At 62.0% G+C, this 18,162-nt stretch carries 18 protein-coding genes; 3 read left to right on the forward strand and 15 right to left on the reverse strand.

The window, feature by feature from the left end; translation table 11 throughout:
- Positions 1–110: 110 nt before the first annotated feature.
- From VK804_RS09050 to petA, 3 genes are all read right to left on the reverse strand, one after another.
- Positions 111–785, reverse strand: coding sequence for a dienelactone hydrolase family protein (locus VK804_RS09050; protein ID WP_325370082.1), 675 nt, complete (start codon positions 783–785; stop codon positions 111–113).
- Positions 786–1,055: 270 nt separating this feature from the next.
- Positions 1,056–3,122 (reverse strand): cytochrome c1, encoded by a 2,067-nt coding sequence (locus VK804_RS09055; RefSeq protein WP_325370085.1) that lies wholly within the window; start codon positions 3,120–3,122, stop codon positions 1,056–1,058.
- A gap of 65 nt (positions 3,123–3,187) precedes the next feature.
- Positions 3,188–3,718, reverse strand: coding sequence for a ubiquinol-cytochrome c reductase iron-sulfur subunit (petA, locus tag VK804_RS09060; protein ID WP_325370136.1), 531 nt, complete (start codon positions 3,716–3,718; stop codon positions 3,188–3,190).
- Between the two features lie 279 nt (positions 3,719–3,997).
- Here petA and VK804_RS09065 point away from each other — a divergent pair, with 279 nt between their 5' ends.
- From VK804_RS09065 to VK804_RS09075, 3 genes are read left to right on the forward strand one after another with little or no spacing between them, the layout of a single operon-like run.
- Positions 3,998–4,465 carry a tRNA (cytidine(34)-2'-O)-methyltransferase gene (locus VK804_RS09065; protein ID WP_325370087.1) on the forward strand — a complete coding sequence of 156 codons (468 nt, stop codon included), beginning with the start codon at positions 3,998–4,000 and terminating at the stop codon, positions 4,463–4,465.
- 9 nt (positions 4,466–4,474) lie between these two features.
- Positions 4,475–5,362 carry an oxygen-dependent coproporphyrinogen oxidase gene (hemF, locus tag VK804_RS09070; RefSeq protein WP_325370089.1) on the forward strand — a complete coding sequence of 296 codons (888 nt, stop codon included), beginning with the start codon at positions 4,475–4,477 and terminating at the stop codon, positions 5,360–5,362.
- The gene (locus VK804_RS09075; protein WP_325370090.1) at positions 5,353–6,099 is read left to right on the forward strand and encodes an HAD family hydrolase; all 747 of its coding nucleotides are present in this window, start codon (positions 5,353–5,355) and stop codon (positions 6,097–6,099) included. Before hemF ends, VK804_RS09075 begins: the two co-directional genes overlap by 10 nt.
- 511 nt (positions 6,100–6,610) lie before the next feature.
- Here VK804_RS09075 and VK804_RS09080 read toward each other — a convergent pair.
- The 12 genes from VK804_RS09080 to VK804_RS09135 all read right to left on the reverse strand — a co-directional run bounded on the left by VK804_RS09080 (position 6,611) and on the right by VK804_RS09135 (position 17,989).
- Positions 6,611–7,144, reverse strand: coding sequence for a VIT1/CCC1 transporter family protein (locus VK804_RS09080; protein WP_325370092.1), 534 nt, complete (start codon positions 7,142–7,144; stop codon positions 6,611–6,613).
- Between the two features lie 1,267 nt (positions 7,145–8,411).
- Positions 8,412–9,131 carry a rhodoquinone biosynthesis methyltransferase RquA gene (gene rquA, locus VK804_RS09085; RefSeq protein ID WP_325370094.1) on the reverse strand — a complete coding sequence of 240 codons (720 nt, stop codon included), beginning with the start codon at positions 9,129–9,131 and terminating at the stop codon, positions 8,412–8,414.
- Between the two features lie 41 nt (positions 9,132–9,172).
- Positions 9,173–9,553 (reverse strand): fumarate reductase subunit FrdD, encoded by a 381-nt coding sequence (gene frdD / locus VK804_RS09090; protein WP_325370096.1) that lies wholly within the window; start codon positions 9,551–9,553, stop codon positions 9,173–9,175.
- Positions 9,550–9,954 carry a fumarate reductase subunit C gene (locus VK804_RS09095; RefSeq protein WP_325370098.1) on the reverse strand — a complete coding sequence of 135 codons (405 nt, stop codon included), beginning with the start codon at positions 9,952–9,954 and terminating at the stop codon, positions 9,550–9,552. Before VK804_RS09095 ends, frdD begins: the two co-directional genes overlap by 4 nt.
- Entirely contained in the window at positions 9,951–10,709 is a 759-nt protein-coding gene (locus tag VK804_RS09100) for a succinate dehydrogenase/fumarate reductase iron-sulfur subunit (protein WP_325370100.1), read from the reverse strand. Before VK804_RS09100 ends, VK804_RS09095 begins: the two co-directional genes overlap by 4 nt.
- Positions 10,702–12,522 carry a fumarate reductase (quinol) flavoprotein subunit gene (gene frdA / locus VK804_RS09105; RefSeq protein WP_325370102.1) on the reverse strand — a complete coding sequence of 607 codons (1,821 nt, stop codon included), beginning with the start codon at positions 12,520–12,522 and terminating at the stop codon, positions 10,702–10,704. The genes VK804_RS09100 and frdA overlap by 8 nt, the downstream gene beginning before the upstream one ends.
- Positions 12,523–12,612: 90 nt before the next feature.
- Positions 12,613–13,854: an MFS transporter gene (locus tag VK804_RS09110; protein WP_325370104.1), complete on the reverse strand. Its 1,242-nt coding sequence runs from the start codon at positions 13,852–13,854 to the stop codon at positions 12,613–12,615.
- 581 nt (positions 13,855–14,435) lie between these two features.
- On the reverse strand, positions 14,436–15,203 hold the full coding sequence (locus VK804_RS09115) for a sulfite exporter TauE/SafE family protein (RefSeq protein WP_325370106.1): 768 nt from the start codon (positions 15,201–15,203) through the stop codon (positions 14,436–14,438).
- Positions 15,200–16,453 (reverse strand): CCA tRNA nucleotidyltransferase, encoded by a 1,254-nt coding sequence (locus VK804_RS09120; RefSeq protein ID WP_325370108.1) that lies wholly within the window; start codon positions 16,451–16,453, stop codon positions 15,200–15,202. The genes VK804_RS09115 and VK804_RS09120 overlap by 4 nt, the downstream gene beginning before the upstream one ends.
- Entirely contained in the window at positions 16,450–16,713 is a 264-nt protein-coding gene (locus VK804_RS09125; RefSeq protein ID WP_325370110.1) for a DUF6111 family protein, read from the reverse strand. The genes VK804_RS09120 and VK804_RS09125 overlap by 4 nt, the downstream gene beginning before the upstream one ends.
- Complete coding sequence (locus VK804_RS09130; RefSeq protein ID WP_414642740.1) at positions 16,710–17,369, reverse strand: CoA pyrophosphatase; 660 nt, start codon at positions 17,367–17,369, stop codon at positions 16,710–16,712. Before VK804_RS09130 ends, VK804_RS09125 begins: the two co-directional genes overlap by 4 nt.
- Before the next feature lie 8 nt (positions 17,370–17,377).
- Positions 17,378–17,989 (reverse strand): DUF1285 domain-containing protein, encoded by a 612-nt coding sequence (locus VK804_RS09135; protein WP_325370114.1) that lies wholly within the window; start codon positions 17,987–17,989, stop codon positions 17,378–17,380.
- Positions 17,990–18,162 lie beyond the last annotated feature (173 nt).

An 18,162-nucleotide genomic window follows, 5' to 3' on the forward strand; every position in this document is an offset into this window, starting at 1 on the left:
CTTTGGGCGAGACGATCGTCATTGCGAGCGAAGCGAAGCAATCCAAGCCGTTCGCTCTGCAAACGTATGGATCGCTTCGTCGCAAGCGCTCCTCGCGATGACGAAGCACTTCACCCCAAATGCTTCTTGAAAAACTCGGTCGCCCGGCCCCAGGCCAGTTCCGCCGACGCGCGATCGTGCACCGACAGGCGCTGCTCGTTGCCAAAACCGTGCTCGGCGTCATAGCGGAAAATCTCGAGCGACTTGCCGGCGGCCTTCATGCCCTTTTCGAAGGTGTCGACCAGGGCCGGCGTGCACCAGTCGTCCTTGGTGGCGAAATGCGCCTGCAGCGGGATTTTGACGTCTGCGGGCTTGGCCGCCTGTTCCGGCGGGATACCGTAGAACACCACGCCCGCGGCAAGCTCCGGGATTTTGGTGGCGCCGATGATGGTCACGGCGCCGCCGAGGCAGAAGCCGGTCAGCCCGACCTTGGCGCCGTTCCTGGCGAGGTATTGCGCGGCGCCGCGCACGGTCTGGGTGGTGGCGTCCATGAAGTCGAGCGAGTTCATCTCTTTTCCGGCGGCATCGGTGTCGTGATAGGGCACGACCTTGCCCTTGTAGAGATCGGGCGCCAGCGCGTCGAAGCCGGCCAGCGCGAAGCGGTCGCACATGCCCTTGATCTGGTCCTGCAGCCCCCACCATTCCTGGATCACGACCACGCCCGGCGCGTTGCCGCGCGCGGCGTTGGCGAGATAGCCACCGGCGTCCTTGCCGTCGGGACGCTTGAAGGTGATGTTGGTGCCCATGGGGATCCTCCGTGATTGTCTCGAGGGGAGATTGGCGGCTATTTTGTCCGCTGTGCGGGCGGGATGCAATCGGTTAGCGAGAGCATGATGGTCTCGCCGCACACACAATCGTCATCCTGAGGAGCGGCGTCTTCGCCGCGAAGGATGGGTCGCAAGCATCCTTCGAGGCTCGCAAGGGCTCGCGCCTCAGGATGACGGTGTGCGTGGTTTTACAAAACAAAAAAGCCCCCGTTGGGGGCTTTTTTCAAATTCACGTCATCGTCACAGAGGTCAGTGCGCGTCGGCCCAGACCTTCTTCTTGGTGAAATACATCAATCCCGCGAACAGGATCAGGAACACGAACACCTCCAGGCCCATCTGCTTGCGCGCCTCCATCTTTGGCTCGGCGGCCCACATCAGGAAGGTGGCGACGTCATGGGCGTATTGCGGCACGGTTGCCGGCGAGCCGTCGTCGAAGGTGACCTGGCCGTCGGAGAGCGGCGGCGGCATCTTGATGGCGTGGCCGGGGAAAATCTTATTGTAGTAGGAGCCGTCGGGAATGGTCACGCCGGCCGGGGGCTTGTCCTCGAAGCCGGTCAGGATTGCGACGATGTAGTTCGGGCCCTGCTCCTGGAACTGGGTGAAGAAGTCGAAGATGAACCAGGGAAAGCCGCGCTCATAGGACCGCGCTTTCGCGATCAGCGACAGATCGGGCGGCGCCGCGCCGCCATTGGCCGCGCGTGCCGCCTGCTCGTTGGGGAATGGCGGGGGGAAATAATCCGCCGGCCGGCCGGGCCGGTCGAACATCTCGCCCTGATCGTTGGGGCCATCCTTGACCTTGTATTCGGCCGCCAGCGCCGCCGCCTGCGCGTCCGAATAGCCGGGACCGCCGGGATCGGCGAGATTGCGGAACGCGATATAGTTCAGCGAATGGCAGGCCGAGCAGACTTCCTTGTAGACCTTCAAGCCGCGCTGCAACGCGCCGCGGTCGTATTTGCCGAACGGACCTGCGAACGACCATTTCTGCGAGACCGGCGTTTGATCCTCGGCGCGGGCGTTCTGCACGCTTCCCGCTAACAGGCTGCCGGCGAGCGCAAGCGCGATCACCGTGGATACCATCGGCGTGGTCTTGCTTCCGGTCTTCGCGAGGACGTCGTCTGCGATCGAATTCGGAACCGGCCGCGGCGTCTCGATCCGGCTGAGCAGCGGCAGCATGATCAGGAAATAGGCGAAGTAGCAGAAGGTCAGGATGCGGCCGGCGATCACATAGATGCCTTCCGGCGGCTGCGCGCCGAGATAGCCCAAAAGCACGCAGACCACGACAAAGATCCAGAAGAACTGCTTGGCCAGCGGACGGTATTTTGACGACCTGGTCTTCGCGGTATCGAGCCACGGCAGGAACGCCAGCAGCAGGATCGAGGAGAACATCACGACCACGCCGGCGAGCTTGTTCGGAATGCTGCGCAGCATCGCGTAGAACGGCAGGTAGTACCATTCCGGCACGATGTGCTGCGGCGTCACGCCGGGATTGGCGGGGATGTAATTGTCGGCGTCGCCGAGATAGTTCGGCATGTAGAAGATGAACCAGGCGAAGAAGATCAGGAAGCAGGAGACGCCGAACATGTCCTTGATGGTGGCGTAAGGCGTGAACGGCACGGTGTCCTTTTCGGTCTTCACCTCGACGCCGGCCGGATTGTTCTGGCCCGCGACATGCAGCGCCCAGACGTGCAGCGCCACCACGCCTGCGATCACGAACGGCAGCAAATAGTGCAGCGAGAAAAAGCGGTTCAGGGTCGGGTTGCCGACCGAATAGCCGCCCCACAACAGCGTCACGATGCTCTCGCCGAAATAGGGAATGGCCGAGAACAGATTGGTGATGACGGTGGCGCCCCAGAAACTCATCTGGCCCCACGGCAGCACATAGCCCATGAAGCCGGTCGCCATCATCAAGAGGTAGATGATGACGCCGAGGATCCACAGCACCTCGCGCGGCTCCTTGTACGAGCCGTAATAAAGGCCGCGGAACATGTGGATGTAGACGGCCAGGAAGAACATCGAGGCGCCGGAGGCGTGCATGTTGCGCAGCAGCCAGCCGTAGTTGACGTCGCGCACGATGCTTTCGACCGAGCGGAAGGCCATGGTGGCCTCGGGCGTGTAATGCATCGCCAGGATCACGCCGGTCAGGATCTGCAACCCGAGCATGAACGAGAGTATGGCGCCGAACGTCCACCAGTAATTCAGGTTGCGCGGCGTCGGATAGGCGACGAACGAGGAATGCGCAAAGCCCAGGATCGGCAGGCGCCGCTCGATCCACTTCAGGACGGGGTGGGTCGGCTGGTAGTCGGATGGTCCGCTCATGATGCGATCCCTGGGGAAGTAAAACGACGCGACGGGCTCAAGCTCTCGGATACCGATCCGCGAGGTCAGCCAATCTGGATTTTGCTGTCGGAAACGAATTGATAGGGCGGCACGGCCAGGTTGGCCGGGGCGGGTCCCTGACGAATGCGACCGGAGGAGTCGTATTGCGAGCCATGGCAGGGGCAGAAGAACCCGTCATAATTGCCCTCATAGGCGATCGGGATGCAGCCGAGATGGGTGCAGATGCCGATCACGACGAGCCAGTTATCATGGCCCTCCTTGACCCGGGACTGATCGGTCGCCGGGTCGGGCAGGCTCGCGACGGGGACGCTGCGGGCCTCGTCGACCTGCTTCTTGGTGCGGTTCATGATGTAGATCGGTTTTCCCCGCCAGAACACCTTGATGTCCTGCCCGGAGGCGATCGGTGCCAGATCGACCTCGATCGGCGCGCCGGCCGCGATCGTCGAGGCGTCCGGATTCATCTGCGAAACGAACGGCCAGAGCGAGAGCACTCCACCGACGGCGGCGGCAGCTCCGGTTGCAACAAAGAGGAAATCACGGCGTGTTGGATGATCCGCCGAAGACGCTGTCGTCACGATCCCAAACCCTTTCCCAAGCTGCAGCCGGTGGAACCGCCCCAGGCAACGCATTGACGACCCGGGGGAGGCTGCCGGCGCCCGCGACCCCCGCGGCGGCAAATGGACCGCTTTCCCCTGCCCCGGCGGGCGGAACCAGCAGTCCAGAATCGTTCTATTGGCACCCTTGCCGGACGAGCGCAAGCCCGCTATCGGCTGCCATGCGTGCAATGCACTAATTCCGCCCGGAGCGATGAATTATTTGAGAGATCGCGGGCTTGACCGAGCTACCAAAACGAAATGCAAATTGCGCTTTTCCAGCCCGACATCCCCCAGAATACCGGGACGATTCTGCGCCTCTGCGCGTGCCTCGATGTATCGGCCCATATCATCGAGCCCGCCGGTTTTCCGGTATCGGACCGGCATTTCCGCCGGACGGGAATGGATTATCTGGACCAGGTGAGCATCACGCGTCATGATTCCTGGCCAAAATTCGAGCAATGGCGCAAGCAGGGCAACTCCCGGCTGATCCTGTTCACGACCAAGGGGGTCAGTTCATATCTTGACTACCGTTTTGGCCCGGCCGACATCCTGCTGTTCGGGCGGGAATCAGCTGGTGTTCCCGACGATGTCGTCAATGCGGCGGATGCGCGGCTGGTGATCCCGATCAAGCCCCCCTTGCGCTCGCTCAACGTGGCGATGGCCGCGGCGATGGCGCTCGGCGAGGCACTGCGGCAAACAGCTTCCACAACCGGCGCAAACAGCTAGATTTCAGCAATGGACATCTCCGTGATCGAAGACCGCAAGGCGCGCGCCAGGACCTGGTTCGAGCGCCTGCGCGACGATATCTGCAGCGCGCTCGAGCAACTCGAAGACGATGCGCCGGCCTCGCTCTATGCAGGTGCCGCGGGCCGCTTCGCGCGCACGCGCTGGGACCGCACCGATCATACCGGCGAGAGCGGCGGCGGCGGGGTCATGAGCATGATGCGCGGACGGCTGTTCGAGAAGGTCGGCGTGCATTGCTCGACCGTGCATGGCGAGTTCGCCCCGGAGTTCCGGGCCCAGATTCCGGGCGCGGCCGACGACCCGCGCTTCTGGGCGTCCGGCATTTCGCTGATCGCGCATCCGCACAATCCGAACATCCCGGCCGTGCACATGAACACCCGCTTCGTCGTCACCACCAAAGCCTGGTTCGGCGGCGGTTCCGACCTGACGCCTGTGCTGGAGCGGCGCCGCACCCAGCACGACCCCGACACGGTTGCCTTTCATGCCGCGATGAAAGCCGCCTGCGGCGGACACAATGGGGTTGCCGACTACGAGAAATACAGGAAATGGTGCGACGAATATTTCTATCTGCCGCATCGCAAGGAGGCGCGCGGCATCGGCGGCATCTTCTACGACTGGCTCGACAGCGGCGACTGGGATTCCGACCTCGGCTTTACCCAGCAAGTCGGCCGCGCCCTCCTGAAGATCTATCCCGAGCTGGTCCGGCGCAATTTCGAGACGCCATGGACCGCGCAGGACCGCGAGGAACAGCTGATCCGGCGCGGACGCTATGTCGAATTCAACCTGCTGTACGATCGCGGCACCATCTTCGGCCTGAAGACCGGCGGCAATGTCGACTCCATCCTGTCGTCGATGCCCCCGGAAGTGAAATGGCCGTGACGACAATGCCACTGCCCCGCGCGATGCTGATCGACATGGACGACACCATCCTGTCGGCTTATGGGCGGCCCGAGATTGCGTGGAATATGATCACCGCCGAATTCGCCGGCGAGCTTGCGCCGGTACCATCACGACAGGCCGCCGCCGCGATCCTGACGTTCGCACGAAATTTCTGGGCAACGGCCGAACCGGCGTGGCGATTAAAGCTCGAGGAAGCGCGGCGCGTATCGGTGAAGGGCGGCTTTGCCGCGCTGGCCGCGAACGGCCATCCTCCCCTGCCCGACGATCTCGCGATCCGCATCGCTGACCGTTTCACTACCTATCGCGAGGAGGAGATGTTCGTGTTCCCCGGCGCGCATGACGCGATCGACGCGCTGAAGGCGCGCGGCGTGAAGCTCGCGCTGGTCACCAACGGCGCGGCCGGAACCCAGCGCGCCAAGGTCGAACGCTTCGCGCTCGCGCACCGCTTCGATCATATCCAGATCGAAGGCGAGCATGGCTTTGGCAAGCCGGACGAGCGCGCCTATCGGCACGCCATGCAGGCGCTTGGCGTCACCGCGTCCGAGACCTGGATGGTCGGCGACAATCTGGAATGGGAAGTCGAGGTGCCGCAACGCCTCGGCATCTATGCGATCTGGATCGACGTCCACGGCGAAGGTCTGCCGGCGCAATCTACGGTCAAGCCGGATCGCATCATCCGTTCGCTGACCGAGTTGCTGCCGGGTGAAGCAGCATGAAGGCTTTGCCGAGGCAAGGCTCGGCCCGGTTCGCGGTCCCAACCAAAAATATCGAAAACAACCCCATGCAAAGTAGCAGGCCGGGGCGCCGGGATGGACGATGCCAGCGACTGCATTTGACACGTCGGGCAAATCAGCGGCACTGATTTAGGGTGCGGAGACACGCGTGAATTCACTTCACCTCTCCCACCTTTTTGCGGGGGTCAAAGACGTTGGTCAACGTCCGCTTTGGTGCGGATTTCGGACTCAAGTCCGACATCGCATCACGTCCAAAAAGTGCCATGAACAGACGTGAAGTGTCCGCCATCTTCAACCCGTAGAAAGATTAAATAGTGTCCTCAAGCCAAAACCAACCCAAAAGGCCAGCGCGGCGGCGAACATGCCTATACAGAAAGTTCCAAATCCCGATAGCCACCACGTCGTCAGAGACCAACGGCTCTTGATGGCCCCGATAGCGAAGAAAACCATGCCAGTTGCGGCAACGCACGGGATCAGCCCGCCCGCCCAGAGATTAAGTCACAAGCGGGACCAAACCGCATAATGTGAACGCAGCAAACGTGCTGAGCGCTGCCAATGCCGGAGACTTCGGGGTCGGAGCAAGACCGTATTCTTCCACCACCATAGTCTTTGCCCAGCGGGATTCATCTGCTGTGATTACATCGACTATTGCCTCCAGGTTATCGCCCGAGAAGCCCTTGCCACCGAAGATCTGCCTGATCTCCTCCCGCTCGCCATCCGGAACAACGGCTATGTGCTTGCGCTCGACAGCTAGCAGACGATTATAATCATCCCGCTCGGCCTGAGTGCCGCTGTAATTGCCCGCCGCCATGGCGAACCCGTCGGCGACAAGATTGGCCAGGCCAAGAACAAGCACGACCTGTGAGGACAAGTCAGCGCCGACCACACTTGCGACTACAGCAAAAGTGGTCACGACTCCGTCTATCCCCCCGTAGATCCAGTCACGAAGATAGCTAATGCCGGGGTCCCGCGCGAGCCGGGCGCGAATTTCTTCTTTCGTGTGACTATGCTCCAGCTCAATCTCCACGTACCGCCCCCTTGATCGTATATTTTGAGGTCCGAACATCGCCAAAAGCGCAGTACGCCGCGGCCCTCTCGCTTCTTTAACGGTCTGACAAATTCTCCTGTACGCGTTTGATCCAGGTCAAGCTACTCGGGCAGTCGTTGCCTGCGATTTTGTGATTCGGTCGACAGACCTTTACTTCGCAGACCTACGAATCCTTCGCTTAGACTCGCCTGCGCTTGGCGGTGTCGAGCGCAAGGAACACCCGACTGGAAACAAGCCCCCTCCATCGGGAGTTCTTATTAGGCGGCCTCAGCTGCCCCAGCGCCGCGGCCGTTTCTTTTTGGCTGAGCGACTCGCGAACCGTTGAACGTACCACCCCATCGTGAATGATTGAGCAGCATAGCCGAGCGGTTCCACAGGGAAGGATGTTGTTCCGGTATGTCAGGCACCCCGGGCAATCCTCTCCGGGTCCGCCTCTATCTGTCGCGCACGTAGTTGGGGTTGAACCGGCAAACCGGAGAGGCATATTCGGAGATGGCCGATAAGTCCCGCCCACGCCTTCTTGACGTTAATGTCCGCGCCCTCCAACCAGATCGGTGGGAGTGGCAGGTTAGCGACGCCGGCGTTCCCCTTGCTCAAGGATTCGAGGCCACTCGCGAAACCACTCAAATCAAGGGTGATGACGCCCTGTTTCTTTTGCTATCCAAAGGTACGTGGTGACCGCGTCCGGGTGATACCAAAGATGTGTGGCACATTGGCGGACCTTTAAGCGATGGTGTGAGTTGAAGCCTTGACTGGGACGATCGGAAGCCAGGAGCTTGGCTGTGAGCGCAATTCCTCTTCACCTTCAAAGACGCTTCGAGCAGAGATGGGCGACCAGATTTGTCCCGCCGGTTGCGTCGGTCGCGCCCAAAAGCACCAGCTTGAAACGCCGCGTTCGCAATTCGCCGTTGCCGGCAACAGCCGAACAAAAGCCCGCCGGGTTGAGTTCAGTGGGCTCGCGATCTGCACCTAGTACCCCGTTTTGTACCCCGTTTTCTTAGAAAGTGAGTCGTAATTCAAGGTGTAGACTGCGGACAGCTAAGATTTTCAATCCAATGGTCGCGGGTTGTCATCGTTATGCACCGAGTCCCGAAACGTTCCTATGTCGTTAGGGCGGCACTACGGGAGAACAAAAGGGACCCGTCGTGATCGGATCAAACAAAACCCCGTCCGAAAGGGGGGCATCGAGGCGGGGCAAGTTCCAGCGCGCTTGTCAGCGTCATAAAGCCACGAGAGGTGCCGCAGTTTAGGCAGGCTTCGCTTTGCGGCTGATCCCTTCGCGCTCCGCGATGACGGTCTGATAGAGCCCGATGAAACGTGTGCGCTTGCTCCAGCGGAAGTCCGTAGCGCTCGATCCAGCGAGCTCTTGAATCTCGCCTGACCACATTGCGAGGGCGAACGGCTCAAGCCAAGCAAAAACCCGTTTCATCACCGGCTTAAGGGGATGCCAACGATGCGGCCGGTGGTAATCGACGAAGATCGCTTTGCCGCCCCGCCGCACTAAGCCCAGCATGGCTTTTACGACCTGCACCTTCACGTCGTCCGGCACTTCGTGAAGTAGAAAAAAGCAGGCGACTGCGTCAAATTCCCCTCGTTCCGGATCGACCGCATTGCCGCATGCCACCTGAACTTGCGACAGACCTGCGAGTTTCTGCCGGGTTAAAGTGACCTGGAGCGGAGCAATATCGCGGACCTCGAGACGGCCATGCCGACCGATCTGCTCGGCGAGTTGACGGGAGAAGCTGCCATAGACCGCGGCCGGCTGAAAGATGCGATCACCCGGCTTCACCGCAGTCAGGACATCCCGGATCAACCGCTGCGCATTTCCCCAGAGAATGGCCTGGACCACGACCTGGCGATCCAGGAATCCGGTTAGCCAGGGCGTGAGGTAGGCCCAGGCATAAACGTCACGGAGATAGTCGGGTATCGGATTCGCGGTCAGCGGTGATGAGGATAGGTCGAGCAAGGCCTTTCCCCCAGGACGAGCGGAATGGGTTGCCAGGTCGGTCAAAAGCCGATGGCCAGCAGCAACGAGGCGGTCACCAGCGTCAGCAGGCCTGCGACGCCATACGTCACGAGGCGCAACAGCCGCGGCTTGCCGGCGCGCATATCCTTGAGGGTTAGAAACATACGTTCGGCCCCGTGCCAAACGAACAAGGCGATCACCGCCAAAACCACCAGCTTTCCGAGCGGGTGACGCGCGAAGGCGAGCACATGGGGAAAATCGCCGAAGGTTGCCGGCAATCCCCAGCCATGCGGGATCATGAATCCGGTTAGGATGATCAGTGCCGGGCCGAACAGTGCCGACAACATGCCGCCGGCACCGAACAGTAGCCAGAAGACCGGCGCAGCGGACCGTTTCGGCGCCGTGTGATTAATGGGTCTCAAGACATGGCCCCTATGGCGACGACGACAACCAGCAGAGCGGCAGAACAGACCAAGGCAATCAGCAGCCCCATCGCGGTCACTTGTCGCTGCGGCAGTTGCCGGCCTCGCAGGATCAGCTTCGGCATGGTTTTGGGCAGGATCTCGAACCAGGTCACCACGTGCCAAAGCACCGCGGCGAGCAGAACCGCATGGACCACGAAGGACCAATCGCTGGCGAGGATCCGCCGGTAGACCGCATAGGCGTCCTGCCCCCGCCACAGGCAGAACAGACCCACCAGCAGGATCGCGCCATACACCGCGACGGCGACCCCGGACAGTTCCCGCACGGTATAGGCGCGATAGGGCTTATGAGCCCACCAATGGCGCGGCTGCAGGCGATGGAACGGGCGTCGCTCGCTCATGGCTGTTCTCGCCGAACATAACGCAAGAAGAAATCAAGCGCGCTGTTGGTCTTGTTCTGATTGATGGCGTTGGCTGGGTCGACCTGTTTTGGACAGACCTCGGAGCAGACGCCAACCGCGGTGCAGGCCCATACCCCGTCTTCCCCGTGGATCCGGTCCAGCCGGAATTGTTGTCCGCCATCGCGCGAGTCACCATTATATCGTTGCAGCAGGGCCATTGCGCCAGGACCGATGAAATCGGGATTAGCTCCGAACTGTGGACAGGCGGCATAGCACAACATGCAATTGATGCAGTCGCTGAAGGATTCATACGATGTCATTTGCGCGGGTGTCTGCAGATAGGTGCCGTCCTCGATCGGCTTCGGCACCTTTGGCATGAGGTAGGGATAGATGCTCTCGATCTTCTTGACGAAATCGCCCACGGTCACCACAAGGTCGCGCTCGATCGGGAAATTCTGCAGCGGCTCGATGACTGCGGCGTTGGGGGTGAGGTCGCGGACAAAGGTATTGCAGGCCAGTTTCGGCTCGCCATTAATCATCATGCCGCAGCTGCCGCAGATCGCCATACGGCACGACCAACGGAACGACAGGCTGCCATCCTGCGTATCCTTGATGGATTGCAACGCCTGCAGAACCGACATGTCATCGGTGTAGGGCACGCGATAGCTGACAAAGACCGGCTCGGCATCCGAAGCGGGGCGGTAGCGCAGCACGCGCAGTTCGATGGTCTTCGAACTGGCAATGGTATCAGACATGCGCAGGATCCTTAGGGGCTGGTGGACGCCCGCCCTTTGGGGACACGTCCTTGCTTGCGGCCTCTTCGTGCTCGCCCAGCGCACCATAAGCGCGCTGACCCGGAGGCGACTTGGTGATGGTTACCGGCGCGTAAGTGATATGGGGAGTGTCGGCACTCCGATAATGTGCGAGGCTGTGACGCAGGAAATTGGCATCGTCGCGCTGCTCGAAACCGTCCAGACGCTGGTGAGCACCGCGGGATTCGGTGCGTGCCAAACCCGAATGTGCCATCGCCTGAGCAACGTCCAGCTGGAAGCCGAGTTCTATGGCCGTGATCCAATCGGTGTTCCAGGCGCGCGACTTGTCTTCCAGCGTGATCCCTGCATAGCGCTTTCGAAGTTCCGCCAACGTGTCGCAGGTGTTTTGCATCTCCGGTCCAAGCCGATAGATGCCGCAGCCCTTTTCCATGCTGGCTCCCATCTCGGCCCGCAGCACTGCATGGCGCTCGCCGGCGCCTTTCTGGTCCAGCAACGCCAACGCCTTGGCCGCCACGTCAGCCGCCTGGTCCGATCGGCGGGCGGCCGAGCTGCCCCGCGCAAATAGGGCTGCCTGCTCGCCGGCAACACGGCCGAATACGGAGAGCTCGGCGAGCGAGTTTGATCCCAGCCGGTTGGCACCATGGATGCCGACACTGGAGCATTCGCCGGCGGCAAACAAACCGGCAAGCGGCGAGGCGGTGCGGATATCCACCAAGATGCCGCCCATCGTGTAATGCACAGCGGGACGCACCGGAATCGGCATTGTCGTCGCGTCGACACCCATGAATTGTTTGGCCAGATCGCAGATCAGGGGCAGCCGTTCCTTGATCCGGGCGCTCCCGATGTGGCGCAGATCAAGCAACACCGCTTCGCCCTGCGGCGTGGTGAGAGTACGACCCTTGCGCTGCTCGTGCCAAAACGCCTGACTCAGACGGTCGCGCGGTCCCAGCTCCATGTATTTGTTACGTGGCTTAGCCTCGGCTGGCCCCAACCCGTAGTCCTGCAGGTAACGATTGCCATCCTTGTTGAGGAGGAACGCGCCTTCGCCGCGGCACGCCTCGGTGATCAGAATGCCGGTGCCGGGCAGGCAGGTCGGATGGTACTGAACGAATTCCATGTCACGTAGCGGCACGCCGTGTCGGTAGGCCAAAGCCATGCCGTCACCGGTAACGATGCCGCCATTGGTATTTTGCCGGAACACCCGGCCGGCACCGCCAGTCGCAATCACTACGGCGCGGGCATGGATGGCGGCGAATTCACCGGTGGAAAGCGAGAGCACCACCGCACCCTGGGCGCGGCCGTCTTCGGTCAATAGATCGACGCAGAAATGTTCGTCGAAGCGTCTGATAGAGGGGAACCTAGTGGAGGTCTGGAACAAGGTGTGAAGAATATGGAAGCCGCTGCGATCGGCGGCGAACCACGTGCGCTCGATTTTCATCCCGCCAAATGCGCGAACGTTAATGTGGCCATCCGGCTTGCGGCTCCACGGGCAACCCCAATGCTCGAGCTGCACCATTTCCGGCGTGCAATGTTCGACGAAATATTCGACGACGTCCTGTTCGCACAGCCAGTCGCCGCCTGCGACGGTGTCATTGAAGTGGTTGTCGAGGCTATCATGGTCCTGCACCACGCCGGCCGAGCCGCCTTCCGCCGCAACCGTGTGGCTGCGCATTGGATAGACCTTGGAGACCAGGGCGATAGTCGACTCCGGAGCGGACTGCGCGGCGGCGATCGCGGCCCGCAGGCCGGCGCCGCCAGCGCCGAGGATCAGGATGTCGGCATCAAAATGGTCCATCGTGGTCCGCTCAGATCAGAAAAAGCGAGATCGGCACGCCGACCAGCAGGAGAACGACCGCTGGCAGGCGTGATTTCCATCCGCTGGATGTCAACTCGTGACAGTCAGAACTTCGCCGCGGCGTTCTGGACTGAAGCGAATGATGACGACGATTGCAACCGCGATAACGCCTGCCACCACCGCGAGCGCGAAACTATAATTGTCGCCCGAAGACTCGGCGAGCTTGGCTTGGAACGGTCCATTGTAGGAAGCGAGGAAATTGCCGGCTTGATAGACGAAGCCCGGCAAGGTCGCGCGCACCGCGCCCGGCGAGATTTCATTCAGATGCGCCGGAATAACGCCCCAGGCGCCTTGCACACTGATCTGCATAACGAAGGCGCCGAGCGCCAGCATGAACGGGGTCGATGAATAGGCCCAAAGCGGCAGAGCCGGGAGCGCGATGAGCGCGGCGACGGTGATGGCGTTGACCCGGCCGATTTTCTCCGAAACGAAGCCGAAGAACAGGCCGCCGACGATCGCGCCGAGGTTGGCCACGATCGTAATCCAGCTGACGGTTGCGCTATCGAACGCATGCTGCTTTTGCAGGAATGTCGGATAGAGGTCTTGTGTGCCATGGCTGAACAGATTGAAGCACATCATCAACACGACCGCATAGAGTGCGACGCCCCAATTCGAGCGCAGCGTTTCCATCAGTTTAGGCTTAGGGGCGTCCTTTCTTTCGGCAAAGGCCGGAGATTCCGGTACATGCGCGCGAATAAAAAGGACTATGAGCGCGGGTAGTACGCTGAGGAGGAACATCGCGCGCCAGCCTATGGTGAAATCGCCGATATTCGCTTTATATAAAAGGCCATAGGCGATCGAGGCGAGCAGATAACCAAAGGGATAACCACATTGCAAAATGCCAGAAACGAAGCCCCGCGCTTGTGGCGGAATTGCTTCCATTGCAAGTGCGCTACCGAGACCCCACTCGCCACCCATCGCTATTCCAAACAAGGCGCGCAGCGCTAGAAAGGCCCACAGAGTTGGCGCAAAGGCGGCAAGAGCGCCGATGACAGAGTAGGAGACGATGTCCAGCATAAGAATTGGCTTGCGCCCGAAACGATCGCCGAGGCGGCCGAAAATGAATGCGCCGATGAAGCGCATGGCGAGTGTAAGAAAAACCGCGTAAGCGACGTCTGAAACCTTGACGTCGAACTCCTTAGCGATGTCTCCCAACAAGAAGACGAGCAGAAAGAAATCAAAAGCATCGAGCATCCAGCCCAGGAATGCGGCGAGAACGGTCTTCTTTTGAGTGCTCGTTAAAATGACGACTACTCGTCCCAAGTCTTCCATAAATGGTCGCCCATTTCGGCGTCAGATTGCGTGCCGAGGGCTGGGCGGCGGTGGATAATCATGGCGCATTAAGAGGCCGCCTTACTGGTCAATAGTGCTCAGTTCTGGAAATAGGATGCCCCGGCGCACTGCGGCTCCCACCTCGAGGCTAATATTCGATCAGCATCAACCGCGAGCGCCGGTTGCTTGGAGGCTGCTGATGTCCGAGTTGGGTTCATTTGCGTCATTTTGACCGTGGTCCGGCCACTTCCGGTCTACCCCGATCAACGGACTTCATCAGACCGACCCGGTTGGTCCGTTTGGTGCCAATAGGCGCCATGCCCTCGCATTTGAAATAAAAGAGGCCGCCAACTGAACCCGGTCGTTTCCAGGCTCTCTGACCTCATACCCGCGTAACGGCTTCGCCGTTATCGCTGGAGGAGCAAGCCATCGCCCCAAGGGCGATGGCTTGCGTCTCGAAGGATGGCGGCTTGCACGGCCATCGCCCGCGGCCATCCTTCGAGACGCATCGCTCATGCGATGCTCCTCAGGATGAGGTTCGGGGACGATGCCGATATGAGTCGAACGTCGAAATCGTTGAACTAGAACAAACTCCGCAGCGCCGACGATATCATCACCACGCCGCCTATGATGACGGCGACGTCGAGGATCGCGGTGTGGATATGCACCGGCATGCGTTCGACGAAGGCTCGCGCGAAAAACGCTCCCGGAAACGAGATCGCACCGATCAGGAGTGCGAAGGCGAGCACCTGCGCGGTGACCACGCCGGCCAGGCCAAACACCGAAATCTTGATCAGGCTGGTGACGACCGAGATCACGGCGTCGGTGGCGATCACCGCGGCGCCTTGAAGCCCCGCCGCCATCAGCAGCGACAACAGGATCACGCCGGAGCCCGAGGTGCCGCCGACCACGACGCCGTATCCGACCGCGCCGAGACCAAGCCCGGTATCGCCGATCCTGATATCGCGGCGCCTGGCCAGGCGGCGCAGCGGCACGCTCGATATCAGCATGGCGCCGATCACCAGCGCCGCGCCGGAATTCGTCAGCCGCGTATAGCCGTAGGCGCCGAGCGCGGTCGAAAGCGCGCCCGCCACGATGACGATCACCGCGCGACGGCGGTCGGCATAGCGCAGATAGGCGGCCATGCGGCTGAGATTGGTGAAGATCGCCGAAATGGCGATGATCGGCACCACCGGTTCTGCGCCGATCAAGGGCACCAGCACCAGCGGCATCAGCGCGCCGGTGCCGTAGCCGGCGAGCCCGCCGATGACGGAGGCAAACAGCGCCACGCCCGCGACCAGCAGGAGTTGCAACAGCGAGATATCGGCAAAGCCCGAAAGGATATTCACGGCCGGATGTCGCGCGTGTATCGCGTTACGGCCTGATCGGCAATGGCCTTCAGCGCGGCCTCATCGAGCGGAAATTCCGCCGCGAGCCAGGCGTCTTCGGCGAGCGCCAGCACTTGCCCGAGCGCCGGGCTTTCGGCCATGCCGCGCGCGATGAAATCGGCGGCCTTCAGCGGAAATTTCGGCGCGCTCCAGCGCTCCGGCAAGGTCGCAAGCATTTGCCACCGCGCGCCATCGCCGTCGCCGCCGGCCCGCGCCCAGGCCAGCATCAGCCGGTCGCGATAGCGCTCCGCACCGAGCCGGTAGAGCCTGCGCCGCGCGGTCGCCTCGTCCATTCCGGCGAGCCGCCACCAGCGATGGCCCATCGAATCCAGCGCGCGGGCCTCGGCATTGCTCAGCCGCATCCGTGCCGCGAGGCGTCTCGCATCCTCGGTGACGGCGACCGCGAGCGCGCCGAGCCTTCGAACCGGGTCCGGCTTCAGTCCCATCCGCCGCTCGGCTGCGACCATCGCCGCAAACGGCCCGGTATAGGCGACGCCGCCGAGGATCGTCTGCAGCAAGCCGCCATCCGCCATCGCGATGGTCGCGCCGGCCGCGCCATCGGCGATCATCAGCTTCATCATCTCCATGCGCACCCGTTCGGCGGACAAAGTGGCAAGGCCGGCGCGCGCGGCGATACAGGCGAGATAGCCGGCGCGATCGGGCTCGCCCGCGCCGAAGGCGGCATGGATGCGAAAGAACCTGAGGATGCGCAAATAGTCCTCGGCGATCCGCTGGGCAGCGTCGCCGATGAAGCGCACGCGTTTGCCGGCAATGTCCGCAAGCCCGCCGACGTAATCGTATATGGCGCCATCGGCGTCGACCGACAGGCCGTTGATGGTGAAGTCGCGCCGCTCGGCATCGACGACCCAGTCGCGGCCGAACGCCACCTTGGCCTTGCGCCCGAACGTCTCGGTATCCTCGCGCAGGGTCGTGACCTCGAACGGCTGCGCGTCGAGCACCAGCGTCACGGTGCCATGCTCGATGCCGGTCGGCACGCTCTTGATGCCCGCGGCCCTGGCACGGCGGACCACTTCGGTGGGCGGCGCGGTGGTCGCGATATCGATGTCGCCGATCGGAATCCCGAGCAGCGCGTTGCGGACCGCGCCGCCGACCACGCGCGCCTCCTCGCCGTCGCCGTTCAGGAGTTTCAGCACGCGGGCGGACGGACCGGATCTGAGCCAGGGCGCGTCCAGCACCCGCGCGTCGCTCATTTTTCAACTCCGGGAACGAATTTGCCATTCACGATGTGCGCCGGAACGTAGGTCGAATTCGGCGACGCGCCGGAAAATTCCGCGAGCAGGACGAGACTGGCGATCACCAGCAGCAGCGCGCCGATCAAGAGTTTGGCGATGACATGCAGCGGCCACGACGACTGCACGATCAGCCCGGAACGGGTCGCCAGCAGGAACAGCACATAGACCGCGAACGGGCTCAGGAAAACCAGGACCTCGGTGAGGGCCGGACGGATCATGACAGGCAGATCCGCTCGTACAGCACCCGCAGGATTCCCGCGGTCGCGCCCCAGATATAGCGTTCCGCGAACGGCATCGCGTAGTAGGAGCGCTCCATGCCGCGAAATTCCCGCGTGTGCGTCTGATGATTGGCCGGGTCCATCAGGAACGCCAGCGGCACCTCGAAGGCGTCATCGACTTCCGCTTTGCTGATGAGCAGCTCGAAGCCCGGCCGCACCCGCGCCACCGTCGGCAGGATGCGAAACCCGAAACTGGTGCCGTAGAGATCGAGATAGCCGATCGGCTCGATGAACTCGCGTTTCAATCCGACCTCTTCCTCGGCCTCGCGCAGCGCGGCGGCGAGCGGTGAGGCATCGGTGGCGTCGATCTTGCCGCCGGGAAAGGAAATCTGGCCGGCATGCTCGTTGAGCTGGGCCGAGCGCTGCGTCAGCAGTACGGTCGGCTGCGGACGGTCGACCACCGGAATCAAGACCGCGGCGGGGCGAACCGGCTGCTCGCGCGCGACGATCTCCAGCATGCGGTCGTTGCCGCGATCGCCGCTCCTCGGGATGATGTTGGGGTCGACGAGACCGGGCGGGACGTCGAAATTGAGCCGCGCGCGGGCGCGGGCGAAAAATTCCGCCGCGCTGATCGCAGCCGGATCGGTCTTCAGCATCGGTCCGTTCAAAGCGCGCCCCTCACCTGCTCCGCATCGGCCATTGCAAAAAACTCCCCGCCCGATGCGACGCCGAACATCCTGGCACCATCGACCACCCGCTCCTCGCCCATGTCAACCAGATCGTAGTAGAGCGCGCGGGTAACCTTGGCCCACAGGTCGGCGCGAACGTGGAGATACGGCGTCAATCCGCCGTCGGCGGCCGCCTCGAAGCGCAGGCGGTGGGCGGCGTCGCACGTCACCCAGTCGTCGACATTGGTCCGGAAGGAAAGCAGAGGGCCGCGATCATCGCTTTCCCTGACCATCTCGACCGCGAGGAACGGCGCATCGTCGACGCGGATGCCGACCTTCTCCACCGGTGTCACGAGAAAGTGCTTGCCGTCCTCGCGCTTGAGGATGGTCGAAAACAATCGCACCAGCGCCGGCCTTCCGATTGGCGTGCCCAGGTAAAACCACGTACCATCGCTGGCGATTCGCATGTCGAGATCGCCGCAGAACGGCGGATTCCACAGATGCACCGGGGGCAGCCCCTTTCCGGCAACGCTGTCGTTCGCAGCGTCCTTGGCGGCAGCCGTCAGCCCTTCAAGGCCTTGTTGCGTGGTCTGCCCTTGCTTCGCCATGGTTTGCCCTGACTCTGACCGCCGAAAATTGGCACGATTGGTGCAAGTCTTCGACGTGTGTCCTCGACGAGTTCCGCCCGTAATATAACGGATCAAGTCGCCACATCGTGATGCCGTTCATACCCCGAAATGCCGATAATGTGGGGATAGTTTAATTCAACAAATACATGGCC

The organism is Bradyrhizobium sp., from assembly GCF_035484855.1.
GTDB lineage: Bacteria > Pseudomonadota > Alphaproteobacteria > Rhizobiales > Xanthobacteraceae > Bradyrhizobium.